The 14,719-nt window shown below is 68.2% G+C and carries 12 protein-coding genes; all 12 read right to left on the bottom strand.

Translation table 11 applies throughout. The features are described 5' to 3' along the window. Positions 1-6: 6 nt before the first annotated feature. Positions 7-498: a PaaI family thioesterase gene (locus ACFVV0_RS13050; RefSeq protein ID WP_387063625.1), complete on the bottom strand. Its 492-nt coding sequence runs from the start codon at positions 496-498 to the stop codon at positions 7-9. Then, entirely contained in the window at positions 495-2,246 is a 1,752-nt protein-coding gene (locus ACFVV0_RS13045; RefSeq protein ID WP_387063623.1) for an APC family permease, read from the bottom strand. Before ACFVV0_RS13045 ends, ACFVV0_RS13050 begins: the two co-directional genes overlap by 4 nt. 76 nt (positions 2,247-2,322) lie before the next feature. Beyond that, on the bottom strand, positions 2,323-3,240 hold the full coding sequence (locus ACFVV0_RS13040; protein ID WP_387063620.1) for an oxygenase MpaB family protein: 918 nt from the start codon (positions 3,238-3,240) through the stop codon (positions 2,323-2,325). Next, positions 3,237-3,794, bottom strand: a complete 558-nt coding sequence (locus tag ACFVV0_RS13035; RefSeq protein ID WP_387063618.1) for a YbaK/EbsC family protein — start codon at positions 3,792-3,794, stop codon at positions 3,237-3,239. Before ACFVV0_RS13035 ends, ACFVV0_RS13040 begins: the two co-directional genes overlap by 4 nt. Before the next feature lie 4 nt (positions 3,795-3,798). Beyond that, on the bottom strand, positions 3,799-4,329 hold the full coding sequence (locus tag ACFVV0_RS13030) for a GNAT family N-acetyltransferase (protein ID WP_387063615.1): 531 nt from the start codon (positions 4,327-4,329) through the stop codon (positions 3,799-3,801). An 81-nt stretch (positions 4,330-4,410) separates the two neighbouring features. Then, a complete protein-coding gene (gatB, locus tag ACFVV0_RS13025; RefSeq protein WP_387063613.1) occupies positions 4,411-5,916 on the bottom strand; it encodes an Asp-tRNA(Asn)/Glu-tRNA(Gln) amidotransferase subunit GatB in 1,506 nt (501 codons plus the stop codon). Then, the gene (gene gatA / locus ACFVV0_RS13020) at positions 5,916-7,463 is read right to left on the bottom strand and encodes an Asp-tRNA(Asn)/Glu-tRNA(Gln) amidotransferase subunit GatA (RefSeq protein ID WP_387063610.1); all 1,548 of its coding nucleotides are present in this window, start codon (positions 7,461-7,463) and stop codon (positions 5,916-5,918) included. Before gatA ends, gatB begins: the two co-directional genes overlap by 1 nt. Before the next feature lie 31 nt (positions 7,464-7,494). Continuing rightward, on the bottom strand, positions 7,495-7,791 hold the full coding sequence (gene gatC / locus ACFVV0_RS13015; protein WP_387063607.1) for an Asp-tRNA(Asn)/Glu-tRNA(Gln) amidotransferase subunit GatC: 297 nt from the start codon (positions 7,789-7,791) through the stop codon (positions 7,495-7,497). Between the two features lie 38 nt (positions 7,792-7,829). Beyond that, positions 7,830-9,584, bottom strand: a complete 1,755-nt coding sequence (locus tag ACFVV0_RS13010) for an alkaline phosphatase family protein (protein WP_387063605.1) — start codon at positions 9,582-9,584, stop codon at positions 7,830-7,832. 19 nt (positions 9,585-9,603) lie between these two features. Continuing rightward, complete coding sequence (locus ACFVV0_RS13005) at positions 9,604-10,914, bottom strand: alpha/beta hydrolase (protein WP_387063603.1); 1,311 nt, start codon at positions 10,912-10,914, stop codon at positions 9,604-9,606. Between the two features lie 200 nt (positions 10,915-11,114). Further along, positions 11,115-13,361 carry an NAD-dependent DNA ligase LigA gene (gene ligA, locus ACFVV0_RS13000; RefSeq protein WP_387063600.1) on the bottom strand — a complete coding sequence of 749 codons (2,247 nt, stop codon included), beginning with the start codon at positions 13,359-13,361 and terminating at the stop codon, positions 11,115-11,117. 79 nt (positions 13,362-13,440) lie between these two features. Then, complete coding sequence (gene mnmA / locus ACFVV0_RS12995; protein ID WP_387063597.1) at positions 13,441-14,559, bottom strand: tRNA 2-thiouridine(34) synthase MnmA; 1,119 nt, start codon at positions 14,557-14,559, stop codon at positions 13,441-13,443. Positions 14,560-14,719: the final 160 nt, after the last annotated feature.

The following is a 14,719-nucleotide window of genomic DNA, read 5'->3' as shown; positions in this document are numbered from 1 at the left end:
CGACCATCAGGCGATCGAGAAGACCAGGAGCGATCCGGTAGCTGTCGCGACGGCCTTTCCCGACGCATCCGTGACGACTCCGTCGGCGAACGCGACCCGGTTGCCGGGTTTCGTCACGGTCGCCACGCAGGTCAGCGGCCCGGCGCCGGCGAACACCGGGCGGAGGTAGTTCACCGTGATCTGGATGGACGTGTAGCCCTGGCCCTTCGCGAGCGTGGTCTGCACCGCGCATCCGAGGGCCGAATCGAGCAGCGTGCAGACGAGTCCTCCGTGCACGGTGCCGATCGGGTTGTAGTGCGATTCGTCGGGTTCGCAGACGAACGTCGCTGTGCCGGGGCCCACCTCGGTCAGGGTCATCTTCATGTGGCTCGCGATCGGCGGAGGCGGAAGAGCGCCGTCGATCATCGCCTGCAGGTAGTCGAGACCGTTCATCGTGGGCATGATCTGCACTCCCGGTGCGGGATCCTGCCACTCGATGAGGCTCTGGCGTTCGGTCACTGATCGTCCTTCCTGGGCAGGTTCAGGTCTTCGGGCGGGAGGTCGGAGGGTTCCTCGACCGGTTCCAGTGTCTCAGCATTGATCGCGGTGTGACCCGGCGGGAGGTTCGACAGGTCCGGCGAGATCACGATGGGCATGTCGCCGGAGTCGGGCAGGCCGAACCTCGCAGCGACCCTGGCGGGAGTGAGCACCAGGTCGTCCGATCGCCGCGGCAGCGTCTTGCCCTGGAAGTAGTCCGGCTTGCGCCACCACCAGATCGCCATGAGCACGCCCCCGATCACCAGGCCGCCCACCCCGACCACGGCCTCGGCGCCGATTCCGAGGATCGTCACGTTGTCGCCGTTCTCGTCGACCAGCCAGTCCGGCGCAGCGAAGCTGATCAGCCCGTAGACGAAGATCGCGGCGAGGATGAGGCCACCCGCCAGCGGGAACAGTCCGCGCATGATGACGTTGCGGAACGACCGGAAGAGCGTCTTGCGGTAGAACCAGACACAGGCGAACCCGGTGAGACCGTAGTAGAACGCGATCATCAGGCCGATCGACCCGACCAGGGCCTCCAGCAGGACCGGGCTGATGAAACTGAAGATCAGGAAGAAGGCCACCGAGACGATCCCCATGCCCATGGTGGCCCACGTCGGAGTCAGGAAGCGCGGGTGGATGCGGGCGAAGCGCGCCGGAAGCGCCCGGTAGGCCGCCATCGACAGCGCTGTGCGCGCGGTCGGGAGGATCGTCGTCTGCGTGGAGGCGGATGCCGAGGTCAGGATGGAGAAGCCGAGCAACGCCATCAGGATGCTTCCCACCACCCCGCCGCCGAACAACGTCGGCCCGATCGCAGAGAACACGTCTCCCGAGTTGTCGGGATTCGCCAACCCGATCCCCTCCTCGCCGACACCGGCGAACGCGACCGTGGCCACGGTGACGATCGCATAGGTTCCGAGCAGCAGCAGGGTGCTGATGATCGCGGCCCGGCCGGGGGTCCTCCCCGGATCCTTGGTCTCCTCGTTGATGGAGACGGCCGTATCCCACCCCCAATAGATGAAGATGGCGGTCAGCATGGCCGGGGCGATCGTCTGGGCGAAGTCCAGGGTGAACGGGTTGAACCAATCCCACTGCGGGATGAGCGAGTACGGCTCGGCCGTGCCCGAGTAGACCTTCACGAGGGCGAACACCGCGAAGAAGATCAGGATGATGACCTCGAACGACAGGAGGACGTACTGCAGGCGGGCCGAGATCTCGATACCGCGATAACAGATCCAGGTCATGATCGCGATCCACAGGACGCCGACGATGGTCGTCGCCGTGGTGTTGTTCGCGAGGTCGGCGACCTCCGGCAGCCCGAAACTCCCGACGAAGGTGAACGAGTAGACGCCGGCGATCTGGGCGAGGTTCGCCATCACGATCACATCCGCGACGATGATGCCCCAGCCGCCCATCCAGCCCGTGATCGGTCCGAACGCGCGGGTCGCCCAGGTGAAGGTCGTGCCGCAATCGGGCTCGGCCTTGTTGAGCTCCTGGTATGCGACGGCGATGAGGTACATCGGGATGAACGCGAGCAGCACGATTCCCGGTGCCTTCACCCCGGCCGCGAGCGTTCCGCCGACGACGATGAAGCCAAGACTCGCCGCCAGGCTGTACGCCGGCGCGGTGGATGCGACGCCGACGACGACGCTGGAGACGAGCCCGAGGGCGCCGTCCTTCAATCCTTTGGATTCGACGCCTTCCGGCTTCGAGGGAACGGTCTCCGTCATGAGAACCCCAAACCTGAGGTCCGCTCACCGATGAGCGGGCGCACGTTCAGGGTAACGCCGATCGTCGCGAAACGGGTCAGCCGGTCGGGCGCTCCTCGTGCAGCCGTGCGATGCGACGGCGCGCGGACAGCTCGGCCTGCGTGGTGGGACCGAGGAGCACTCCGGCGCCGTTCAGGACGACCGCGGTCGCCCGGGCGACCGGCAGCGCGCGCTCGAGGCGTGTGCTCTCGAATCCGAGCATCGCGCGATGGCGCGGTTCGAGGGTCGAGACGGCGGCACGGAACAGCACCTTGTAGGAGGGCCGGAGCATCCGCCGCAACGGAGGTCGCCGGATGAAGCTCACGATCTCGTCCACGTCGTCACCGCCCCTCAGCTCCCCCGCCTCCGTGAACGCCGAGATCTGTGCGCGCAACTCGGTCGCCGTGCGCGGCGGGTCGGGGATGCCCATCAATTCGCCCGCGGTCGCCCACTCTGCGACGTAGCCGTCTGCGCCGCCGGGAATGGGACTCCCCCAGCGCTCGTGCGCGGTGAGAAACGCGTCGGTGAACGCGAGGTGCACCCAGAGCGCGAGATCCGGATCGTTCGCGGCGTACGGCCGTGTCGTGCCCCGGGCGTCGGTGTACGTGCCGGTGACCCGCTCGTGCATGGACTGCACCATCCGCGAGCCGGCGATCGCCTGTGCAGTGTCGCCGTAGGTCACCGTGTGGATCCAGCGGATCGTTCCCGCGAGCCTGCCGAGCGGATCCTCCCGGTAGCGGGAGAACTCCTTGACACCGGCGAGGGCACCCGGATGCAACGCCTGGAGGAGAAGAGCCCGCACGCCCGCCACCAGCGTGGGCATCCCCCCGTGCACGACCCAGGATGCGCTCTCCGGCCCGAAGAACCCCGCATCCGTTCCGTCACCGAGCCCCAGAACCCACGCCGGGACCTCGTCGGATCGCCCCGCGAGTGTCTCGATGAGTCTCGACCGCATCGGGCCGAGCACGCCGGTCATCCGGAGGTCACCTCGAGGCCGAGACCGTCGACGACCTGTGCGTTGGGCAGTTCGCCGAGAAGTCTGCCCGGCAACAGGATCTTCGATCGGCGCACCCCCGAGCCGACGATCACCACAGCGGTCTCGGCGACGCGGCCGTCGACGTAGATCGGCCAGTCGGCCGGAAGCCCGATCGGCGTGATGCCGCCGTACTCCATCCCCGTCAGTTCGACGGCGCGATCCATCGAGAGGAAGGACGCCTTGCGCACGTCGAGCAGGCGTTTCACCGCGTTGTTGACGTCGGCACGGGTCGTCGACAGCACCACGCAGGCAGCGATCCTCTCGACGCCCTCCCGCTTGCCGGCGACCACGACGCAATTGGCCAGCGTGGCCGCATCGAGCCCGAACTGTTCGCGCGTCGCAGCCGTGTCGGAGACGGCCGGATCGATCTCGACGACTCCCACCTCGTCGAGAAGACCGGCGCTCGTGAGCAGTCCGGTCGTCGTCGGTGCGAGCAGCGCGGTGTCTGTGGATGCGGGAACGGTGGTCAGCCCGCCGAGAGTGAAAACGCCCATGTCCCTAATCTGTCGCATGCTCCTGCGAAACTCCAGCGAGCTGCTTGTACATCACCGTCGTGCTTCCGAGCGTGCCGTCCGTGTTCACGGCGAAGCCGGGGATCTCCCCCGCGGTCTGCCAACCCCACCGCCGGTAGAGGCTCTCGGCAAGACTTCCGGTGTGGGTGTCGAGCACGAGCAGCGTCACACCGACGGAGGCGGCGAACCGCTCGAGCGCACCCATGAGGGCAGGGGCAATGCCGCGGCCGCGGCCAGCCCGGTGCACCATCAGTTTGATGACGTCGGCGCGATGACGTCCATTGCTGTACGCAGCACGGACGAGGGTGATCGTCCCGAGAATGCGCTCGCCGTCGCGGGCGATCCAGGTGACGGCCGCCGGGTCGTTCAGCAGGCGGATCCACCACGCGACGGCCTCGTCCGTCGAGGGCGGCTCGACCCAGCCGACGCCCGCGCCGCCCTCGATCGTGTCGATGAGCACCGGCGCCAGCTGCGCGGCGATCGCGGGGACCGCATCCGGCCCGACGATCTCGATCACGAAGGAAGGCGAGGACGCCCCGGCGTCCCGGTCGGACACGTCGACGCGCCCGCTCGTGCGCTGCTCCACCGGATGCGCGCCCTACTCGGCGCTGCCGGCGCGCTCGAGCACCAGTTCGCGCACACGGGCGGCGTCCGCCTGTCCCTTCATCGCTTTCATGACGGCTCCGATGACCGCGCCCGCGGCCTGGACCTTGCCGTCTCGGATCTTCGCGAGCACGTCGGGCTGAGCCGCCAGTGCCTCGTCGATCGCCGCGATGAGGGCACCGTCGTCCGAGACCACCGCGAGACCGCGGGCATCGACGACCTGCTGCGGGGCGCCCTCGCCGGCGACGACGCCCTCGAGCACCTGACGGGCGAGGCGGTCGGTCAACGTTCCCGCCTCCACCAGCCCAGCGAGCTCGGCGACGTGGGCAGGCGAGACGAGGGTGCTCGCGGCCACGCCCTGGGCGTTCGCCAGGCGTGCGATCTCACCGGTCCACCACTTGCGTGCGGCCGCCGGAGTCGCGCCGGCGGCGACGGTGGCCTCCAGCTCGTCGAGCAGATCTGCGTTCGCCACGTCCTGGAACTCGAGGGCGGTGAAGCCCCACTCCGCCGTCAACCGCTTGCGCCGGGCAGCGGGCTGCTCGGGCAGGGTGCCGCGCAGCTCCTCGACCCACTCGCGCGAGGGCGCGACGGGAAGGAGGTCGGGTTCGGGGAAGTAGCGGTAGTCGTCGGCGTCGCTCTTCGGACGCCCGGCGCTGGTCGTGCCGGTGTCCTCGTGCCAGTGCCGCGTCTCCTGGATGATCACGCCGCCGGCAGCGAGGATCGCCGCCTGGCGCTGGATCTCGTAGCGCACGGCACGTTCGACCGATCGCAGGGAGTTGACGTTCTTGGTCTCCGTGCGCGTGCCGAGCGTGCCGGAGCCGCGCGGGCGGAGCGATACGTTCGCGTCGCAGCGCACGTTTCCCTCCTCCATGCGGGCGTTCGAGACGCCGAGACCTTTGACGATGTCGCGGATGGTCCGCACGTACATGCTGCCGATCTGGGGAGCATCCGCCTCGGCGCCGTCGATCAGCTTGGTGACGATCTCGACCAGCGGGACGCCGCCGCGGTTGTAGTCGACGAGCGAGTAGTCGGCTCCCTGGATGCGCCCGGTCGCGCCACCGACGTGCGTCAGCTTGCCCGCATCCTCCTCCATGTGCGCGCGCTCGATCTCGATGGTGACCTGTCGGCCGTTCTCGAGCTCGATGGTGACCGTGCCGTCGAACGCGATCGGCTCGTCGTACTGGGAGGTCTGGAAGTTCTTCGACGTGTCGGGGTAGAAGTAGTTCTTGCGCGCGAACCGGCTGGTCTCGGCGATCTCGCAGTCGAGCGCGAGACCGAGACGGATGCTCGACTCGATCGCCTTCTTGTTGACCTGCGGCATCCCACCCGGCAGCCCCAGGCAGGTCGGGCAGGTGTTCGTGTTGGCGCCGGAGCCGAACTCGTTGGCGCACCCGCAGAACATCTTCGTCTTGGTGTTCAGCTCGACGTGCACCTCGAAGCCGAGCACCGGCTCGAAGAGCTCGAGCGCTTTGTCGAAGTCCATCAGTTCCGCTTCAGCCATCAGACGGCTCCCTCTTCGCTCGCGAACATCTCTGTGGCGCTCAGATCGGGCGCCTGGCTGAGCAGGGTGTGGCCCCACTTCTGCTCCAGGAGCTGCTCGAGCGCTGCGCCGATCGTGTACAGGCGGGCATCGGCGCGTGCCGGTGCCATCAACTGCAGGCCGACCGGCAGGCCGTCCTCCGGAGCGAGCCCGATCGGCAGGCCCATTCCCGGAACGCCCGCGAGGTTGGCCGGGATCGTGGTGACGTCGTTCAGGTACATCGCCATCGGGTCGGCGAGCTTCTCGCCGAACTTGAAAGCGGTGGTGGGCGCGCTCGGGCTGACCAGCACATCCACCTTCTCGAAGGCGGCGGCGAAGTCGCGCTGGATGAGCGTGCGCACCTTCTGCGCACTGCCGTAGTACGCGTCGTAGTATCCGGCACTCAGCGCGTACGTGCCGAGGATGATGCGGCGCTTCACCTCGGGTCCGAAACCGGCGTCCCGGGTGGCCGCCAGGACGCGCTCAGCGGTGACCGGCCCATCCTTCGGGTCGACCCGGAGTCCGTAGCGAACCGAGTCGAAGCGCGCCAGGTTGCTCGACGCCTCGGCCGGAAGGATCAGGTAGTACGCCGCAACCGCGTACTCGAAGCTGGGCGCGCTGACCTCGATGATGTCCGCACCCGCCTGCTCGAGCAGGGCGAGCGACTCGTCGAAGCGCTGCTGCACCCCGGCCTGGAAGCCTTCGCCCGAGAGCTCCTTGATCACGCCGACCCGGACGCCCTTGAGCGATCCGTCGACGAGTCCGGCCCGCGCTGCGTCGGTCATCGACGGCCAGGTGTCGGGCAGCGAGGTCGAGTCGAACGGGTCGTGCCCACCGATCACGTCGTGCAGCATGGCGGCGTCGAGAACGGTGCGCGACACCGGTCCGACCTGGTCGAGGGAGCTGGCGAGCGCGATCGCGCCGTACCGGCTCACGCCGCCGTAGGTCGGCTTCACACCGACCGAGCCGGTGACGGCCGCGGGCTGGCGGATCGAGCCGCCGGTGTCGCTGCCGAGCGCGAGCGGCGCTTCGAAGGCGGAGACGGCCGCGGCCGATCCACCGCCCGAACCACCGGGGATGCGCTCGAGATCCCACGGGTTGCGCGTCGGACCGTACGCCGAGTGCTCGGTCGACGATCCCATCGCGAACTCGTCCATGTTGGTCTTGCCGAGCGGTACGAGATCCGCTTCGCGCAGGCGCCGCACGACGGTCGCGTCGTACGGCGGAATGTAGCCCTCGAGGATCTTCGATCCGGAGGTCGAAGGCATGTCGCTCGTGGCGAGCACGTCTTTGATGGCCACGGGCACACCAGCGAGCGGACCGAGCTTCTCCCCCGCGGCGCGGCGGGCGTCGATGGCGGCTGCGGTGGCGAGCGCCTTCTCGGCGGCGACGTGCAGGAAGGCGTGGACGTCGGCATCAACCGCCTCGATGCGGTCGAGGTGGGCACGGGTGGCGTCGACCGAGGAGACCTCGCCCGAAGCGAGGAGGTCAGCCAGGGTGGCGGCCGGAAGTCTGGTCAGGTCAGTCACGACGAGGTCTCTCTACTCTTGGTCAACCTGGCTACTCTTCATCCAGGATCGGGGGCACCTTGAACTTGTCGCCGAGGCGGTCGGGAGCGGCGGCGAGCGCCTGCTCCACCGTGAGCGACGGCCTCACGACGTCGTCGCGGAAGATGTTGGTGAGCGGCAGCGGGTGGCTGGTGGCCGGCACATCCGGCCCGGCGACCTCGGTGACCTTGGCCACCGCCTCGACGATCTGGCCGAGATCGCTCGTCAGGCTCTCGATCTCTTCCTGGCTCAGGTCGATTCTGGCCAGGTTCGCCAGGTGCGCGACCTGCTCTGCGCTGATTTCGGACATGCGTCTCCGTCGTGGCTCGGATGGTGGATGATCCAATTCTATTCAGTCGAACCGAAGAGCCCGACCCCGGTGCGCTGCACCAGGTCGTACGCCTCCTTGTAGGTGCGGGGAACCGGCTCACCCGGTGCGCCGTAACGCGCGGCGAGCATCCCCATGAGCCCGATCCCCGGCGGGCTGAGGGGCCGGTCCTCCTCCCCGGGTTGAGGCGCCTGCCCCTCCGGATTCGCGGGCAGATACTGCGGATGGGTGTCGGGCCAGGTGCCCGGCTGGCGGGGCGTGGAACGGTTGACGGCGTTGTCGATCGTGCGCACATCCCGGTCCCGCTCGGTCAGGTGCTTCAGTCCGTACTTCGTGGTCAGGGTGCTGATGACGGCCGCGTGATGCATCTCCTCGTTGATGATCGTTCCACGCGCGGTGTACGCGGAGATCGCGATGGTGGGCACCCTCAGCCCGAGCCGGTCGAAGGCGAAGCCCATCTCCCCCGGACCACGGTCGTCGGGCGGGACGGCGGCCCCCGGCTTCACGTGGTCGTACGTTCCGCCGTGCTCGTCGAACGTCACCAGGAGCATCGTGTTCATCGCGTTCGAGCCGCCTGCGGTGCGGGATCCGCGGATCGCCGAATAGATCTGGTGCAACAGCAGGTCGCCTGCACGGACGTCGGAGATGGCTCCTCCGACGATGATCTGACCGGAGACGTCCTCCTCTGTCATCCGGCCTCCCGGCGGATGCATGTCATTGTGGTCGTACAGGAGTCTGGGCTCGACGAAGGCGTAGTCGGGGAGCCTCCCCTCCTCGACGTCTTCGTAGAACTGCGCCATCGTGCGGAAGTTCGTGTGCCAGTACTTCTCGAGCACGGGCGCGTGGATGAACCCCGTGAGCGAGATCAGCTGTCGGTCGTCGAAGTAGACCCGCCAGCTCAATCCGGCCTCCTCCAGGCGGTTGAAGATGGTCGGGGAGGCGTTCTTCGGGTCGAACCATTTGCGCAGTCCCTCCACACCGGCGTTCGCGACGTAGCCGTGCGACGTGGAGGCGTTGAAGAAGGACCGGTTGCAGAGCGTCTGCGACGGCACAGCGCAATGCCAATCGTCGTAGACCGCGAACTGCCTCGCGAGCGTCGAGAAGACGGGGAGCATGTCGGGAGTGAACGAGCCCATGATCCTGCGATACTCGTCCCGCCCGGGCGCGCTGCCGAGACCGTCCTTGGTCAGCTCGCCGATGTAGTCGCGCACGAAGCCCTTCATCGTCGGCGTGGTCCCCTCCGGCGGGGCGTTGAAGGGCGGCTGCATGTCGCGCACCCGAGCGAGCGCATTTCCGGCCGGGTCGATCACGCCGAAGAGCTGGGTGTTCACGTGCGGGTAGACCTCGCCGGGATCGGGCGACGGCTGGCGCATGACGAAGTCGGTGGTGCCCTGATAGGGATGCACTCGGATCTCCCCGCCGGCAGGATCCGGATTGCTGTAGTCGCCGAATGCCAGACCGTCGAATCGCGTGCCTGCCGGCAGGCTGTTCTCGTCGTAGAGGTAACCGAGGAGATTGTCGAACGAGCGGTTCTCGAACATCAGGACGACCAGGTGATCGAACCCGGGCGCCGATCGCGGGGGCAGCGGTGGATACTCCTCGCCGGTCTCGTGCTCGACGGGCTGCCCGGCGATGCTCGCTCCGACCACGCCCCCGGCGACACCACCGACCGCCGCACCAGCAGCCACGAGGCCCGCGCTCTTCAGGAACGCCCGACGCGAGGCGGCACGCTTCTGCTCCCCGTCAGGGGCCGGCGTGTCGTCGTCCGCGGTCATCGACACCCATTATCCGCCGCTACCGCCCGGAGGCGGTCTGCATGGGCGGGTCGTCGGAATCGGCGGATCCGGACATCACCAGGCCGCCGAGATCGATGCCGATCATCGCCAGGTTGCGCATGCACTCCGTGCCGGCCGTGAAGTACTCGTTGTGACCGGATGACCCTTCAAGCTTCGCCCCGGTCAGCGGATCCGTTCCACCCGTCACACCCATCCGCTGCGCACCGTACGACGGCGATCCGGGGTCGCTGCCGAAGAACGCACTGTGGGCGACCGGATCGAGGGTCGCCTGGGCGACGAACACGTTGCCGTCGCGCACGCTCAGGGCGGCCACCGATTGGGCATCGCTGCCCGGGGATCCCATGAGGGCGAGGGCGTCGACGGTGACCGTGTGGCGTTCGAGTGCGAGCAGAGCGGCCGTCGACCCGTACGAATGCGCGAACACGCTCAGGTACGGCGGATCGGCCTGTCGCAGCGACTGGATCCCCTCGAGCGTGCGCTCCAGGCTGTCGGCTCCCTCGTTCGCTAGCTTCATGCCGCCGATGTTCATCAGCACCGGCGTCTGGTAGCCGATCCACGCGACCGTCGCCACCCCGGGGGTCCCCTGGCCACCACGCGGGCCGAGCACCCGACGCAGCATCGAGGTCTGCTGGTCGTAGAGGTTCTGAGCCGTCTTCGCCCAATCGACGATCTGCTCGCCCACGGACATGTACATACCCGGCACCAGCACGCTGACGTACTCCGCGGTCGAGAGATCGCCGATGACGATCGAAGCCTTGGCATCGATGGAGGTGTCGAGCGAGACGAGTGTGCGCTTCACACCGTCCTTCTTCTTCAGCGCCGTCTGCACATTCTCGAGCGCGGTGAGCTTCTGCCTCAGCTCGATGCGCGCCGCCCGTCCGGTGCCGGTCTCCAGTCGGCGATCGGTGTCAGCGATCGTGCGCGACAGGTCGATCAGGTTCGCCCGACCTCGCACCGAGTAGGGCACGCCCTCGAGATTGCCGATCACGTGCGGCGCCGCTTGGAGCAGGGCCGCCTGCTTCACCGGGTCGAGAAGCCGCCAGACGCCGCTCACGTCGCCGGCCTTCGGCGGGTTGGCCAGCATCCGGTCGAGGTCGGAGCGATGGGCGTCGACGAAGGCGGGAAGGTCGGCCGCGCTCAAGCGACTGAGAGAGCCGAGAATCGAACCCGAGGCTGCGAGGGATTCCGCGCTGCCGGCGGAGACGTCTCTGACGGTCGAGACCTGACTGACCGCGGAATAGAGGGGGGCTGGTGGAATGTCGGCGGGCACCACTGAAACCCCGGTCAGCCCAGCGGCGACCGAGGTCATGGTTACGATAGCTGCAAAGCCGACCAGCACTCCGTCCGGGTCCCTCCGAGAGCGACGAGCTAAGCCCTTGCAGTGCGCCCCGGGCGAGCGCACCCTCCGATGCTATCGGTACCAATGCGTGCAATATCCGCTCGTTCTACCCCCTGTTGTGGAGTAGACAGTCTGTTCTGAGCACCGCAGAGTCCGGCGTGTGGCAAGCGTCAGAGCGCGCCGGGACCCCCTTCGAGCAGACGGCGGAACCCGTCGGCATCGACGATCGGGATCCCCAGCTCCTCCGCCTTGCCGAGCTTCGACCCGGCGCCTGGTCCAGCCGCCACGAAGTCGGTGTTCTTCGACACGCTCGACGCGGCCTTTCCACCGGCGGCGATGATCGCCTCCTGAGCACCCTCCCGGCTGAATCCCTCCAGAGACCCGGTGGCGACGATCGTGAGTCCGGCGAGCACTCCCCCGACCTCGTCGGCCGCGCCCGGCCCCGGATGTCCCGGCGTCGCGAACAGCACACCGTCGCGCGCCCAGCGCTCCACGATCTCGCGGTGCCAGTCGACGTCGAACCACGCCAGCACGGCGTCCGCGATGATGCCGCCGACCCCGTCCACGGCCGCGAGTTCTTCGCGCGACGCGGAGCGGATGGCGTCGAGCGACCCGAAATGGTTCGCCAATGCCCGGGCCGCGACCGGACCGACGTGCCGGATACTCAGGGAGACCAGGATGCGCCACAGCGGCTTCGTGCGCGCTGCGGCGAGGTTGGCGAGCAGCTCGACGGCGTTCTTGGAGGGGACGAAGTCCGCATCGCCCGAGAACTCGTCGGCCGCAGGATCGTACGGACCGTCCTTCTTCTGCCGACGGCGACGGAACGGCGTGTCGGTCTTCTCGGCGCCCGTGTCGGTGAGCTTCGGCAGGCCCGTCTCGTTGTCGCGCACGACGACCTGGACCGGGAAGATGTCCGCCATCGTCAGACCGAACAGTCCCGCCTCGGTGGGCAGCGGCGGGGTCGACGGATGCAGTGGCTGCGTCAGCGCCGCGGCCGCCACCTCCCCGAGCGCCTCGATGTCGAGGGCACCGCGCGAGCCGATGTGCTCCACTCGCCCGCCGACCTGGGCTGCACAGAATTCGCTGTTCGGGCAGCGCAGATCGACATCGCCCTCCTTCGCGGGCGCGAGTCGGGTGCCGCACACCGGGCAGTTCTCCGGCATCACGAACTCGCGCTCGGTGCCGTCGCGCAGCTCGACGACCGGCCCGAGAACCTCGGGGATCACGTCGCCCGCCTTGCGCAACACGACGGTGTCGCCGATGAGGACGCCCTTCGCCTTGACCACATCCTGGTTGTGCAGCGTCGCCTGTCGCACCTCCGACCCCGCGACCCGCACCTTCTCCATCACGGCGAACGGGGTGGCCCTGCCGGTGCGGCCGATGCTCACCACGATGTCGAGGAGCTTGGTGTTCACCTGCTCGGGCGGGTATTTGTAGGCGATGGCCCAGCGCGGGGCACGGCTGGTCGCGCCGAGCTCGTCGTGCAGCGCCAGCTCATCCACCTTGATGACGATGCCGTCGATCTCGTGCTCGACGCTGTCGCGGTGCGCACCGTAGTACTCGATGAAGTCGGAGGCCTTCTTCGCCGAGTCGACCACCCGGTAATGGGTCGAGGTCGGCAGGCCCCACTCCTGGAGCAGTTCGTAGGTCTTCGACTGGCTGTCGACCGGCGGGTTCGCCCAGGCGCCGATCCCGTGCACCAGCATGTGCAACCGATTCAGGCGTGCGCGCATGAGGGCGAGCTGTGCCGCGTTCTTGCCCTCCGCCTTCTGTCGCAGCGAGCCGCTCGCCGCATTGCGCGCATTGGCGAAGACCTTCTCGCCGAGTTCGAGCTGGGCGGCGTTCAGCGCCTCGAACTCGGCGACCGGGAAGAACACCTCTCCGCGGACCTCGACGAGCGGCGGATGCCCGGTGCCGGAGAGTCGGGGAGGGATCACCGGGATGTAGCGGATGTTCTCCGTCACGTCTTCACCGACGACCCCGTCGCCACGCGTCGCGGCCGACACGAGCATGCCGTTCTCATACCGCAGATTGATGGCGAGGCCGTCGATCTTCAGTTCGTTGAGATAGTCCACTCTGCGACCGGCATCGCGCTCGACTTTGGCCGCCCACGCCTCGAACTCCTCGATCGAGAACACGTTGTCGAGGCTGAGCATCCGCTCGGCGTGCTCGACCGGGGCGAACAGCGTCGTCTGCGCCCGACCGCCGACCGTCTGGGTCGGGCTGTCCTGGCTCTGGAGTTCGGGGAACAACCGCTCGAGCTCTTCGAGCCGCTGGATCATCCGGTCGTACTCGAGGTCGCTCACCAGCACGGTGTCGCGTTCGTAGTACGCATCGCGGAGTTCGAGGATGCGGGTGGTCAGCTCCTGCGCTTCTGCGCGCGCCGCCTCCGGCTTGTCTTCAGTGTCGTTCGCCACCCGTCAAGCATAGGGAACGCCCCCGACAGGGCGAAGGCACCTCCTCGACGCAGCAGGCCGACGGGGCTGATCGACAGGGCTAGCCGACGGGGACGGCAGAGACCGTGCGGTCGATCGTGGTCTGTCCGAGCACGCGCGTGCCGACGTAGACGACCGCGGTCTGGCCGGGCGCGACGCCGTTGAGGGGCGCATCCGGAGTCACGACGAGCTCGTCGACCCCGTCGGCATTCGGCTTCACGACCGCGACGGCGGGCTCAGGATCGGAGTGGGCGCGGATCTGCACGTCGCAGGCGAACGGTTCGCCGGCATTCTCGGGAGCACGCCCCGCCCAGGTGAACCGGGAGCCGGCGATCTCGGCGATGTCGAGCGCCTCCTTCGGGCCGACCACGACCGTGTTGTCCTTCGGACGCACTTCGAGCACGAAGCGGGGCTTGCCGTCGTCGGACGGGTAGCCGATGTTCAGACCCTTGCGCTGGCCGACGGTGAACGCGTGCGCGCCCTCGTGGTTGCCGAGTTTGTTCCCCTGGCGGTCGAGGATGTCGCCGGTCTCGGCTCCGACCCGCTCGGCCAGCCAGCCCCGGGTATCCCCGTCGGGAATGAAGCAGATGTCATGCGAGTCCGGCTTGTTCGCGACGCTGAAGCCGCGCTCGGCGGCCTCGGCGCGGACCTCCGCCTTCGAGGGCGTCGCCCCCAGCGGGAACATGGCGTGCGACAGCTGCTCCGTCGTGAGGACGCCGAGCACGTACGACTGGTCCTTGGCCCAGGCGCTCGCCCGGTGGAGCTCGCGATTGCCGTCGGCGTCGGTCAGGATCGTCGCGTAGTGGCCCGTGCACACGGCGTCGAAGCCGAGGTCGATCGCCTTTTCGAGCAGCGCGGCGAACTTGATCTTCTCGTTGCAGCGCATGCACGGGTTCGGTGTGCGCCCCGCGCTGTACTCCGCGATGAAGTCGTCGACGACGTCGAGCTTGAACCGCTCGGAGAAGTCCCACACGTAGTACGGGATCCCGATGATGTTCGCGGCGCGCTGCGCATCCATCGAGTCCTCGATCGTGCAGCAGCCGCGACTGCCGGTACGGAGCGTGCCGGGCATCCGGCTGAGCGCCAGATGCACACCGACCACGTCGTGGCCGGCGTCGACCGCGCGGGCCGCCGCCACCGCGGAGTCGACCCCTCCGCTCATCGCCGCAAGAACTTTCACCCGAATATCCTACGACGGCCCACCAGGGTGCTTGCTGACCACGCGTCCGGCGCCCGCTGACGGGCGGGCGCCGAGATCGCCGTCCACCGCCTCGCCGCTGCCAACGAGGGGGCGCAACACGCCGTCGCGTGCACGGGCGAGACGGCGTGTTGCGACCCCT

This window comes from Leifsonia sp. NPDC058230 (assembly GCF_042882245.1).
GTDB lineage: Bacteria > Actinomycetota > Actinomycetes > Actinomycetales > Microbacteriaceae > Leifsonia.
The sequence above is the reverse complement of the archived record's forward strand: the minus strand, read 5'-3'. Positions and strand labels throughout refer to the sequence as shown.

Excerpts from the sequence above, each read along its gene's own strand:
- ACFVV0_RS13045 (WP_387063623.1), bottom strand. The coding sequence starts at position 2,246 with ATGACGGAGACCGTTCCCTCGAAGCCGGAAGGCGTCGAATCCAAAGGA.
- ACFVV0_RS13040 (WP_387063620.1), bottom strand. The coding sequence starts at position 3,240 with ATGACCGGCGTGCTCGGCCCGATGCGGTCGAGACTCATCGAGACACTC.
- ACFVV0_RS13035 (WP_387063618.1), bottom strand. The coding sequence starts at position 3,794 with ATGGGCGTTTTCACTCTCGGCGGGCTGACCACCGTTCCCGCATCCACA.
- gatB (WP_387063613.1), bottom strand. The coding sequence starts at position 5,916 with ATGGCTGAAGCGGAACTGATGGACTTCGACAAAGCGCTCGAGCTCTTC.
- gatC (WP_387063607.1), bottom strand. The coding sequence starts at position 7,791 with ATGTCCGAAATCAGCGCAGAGCAGGTCGCGCACCTGGCGAACCTGGCC.
- ACFVV0_RS13010 (WP_387063605.1), bottom strand. The coding sequence starts at position 9,584 with ATGACCGCGGACGACGACACGCCGGCCCCTGACGGGGAGCAGAAGCGT.
- ACFVV0_RS13005 (WP_387063603.1), bottom strand. The coding sequence starts at position 10,914 with ATGACCTCGGTCGCCGCTGGGCTGACCGGGGTTTCAGTGGTGCCCGCC.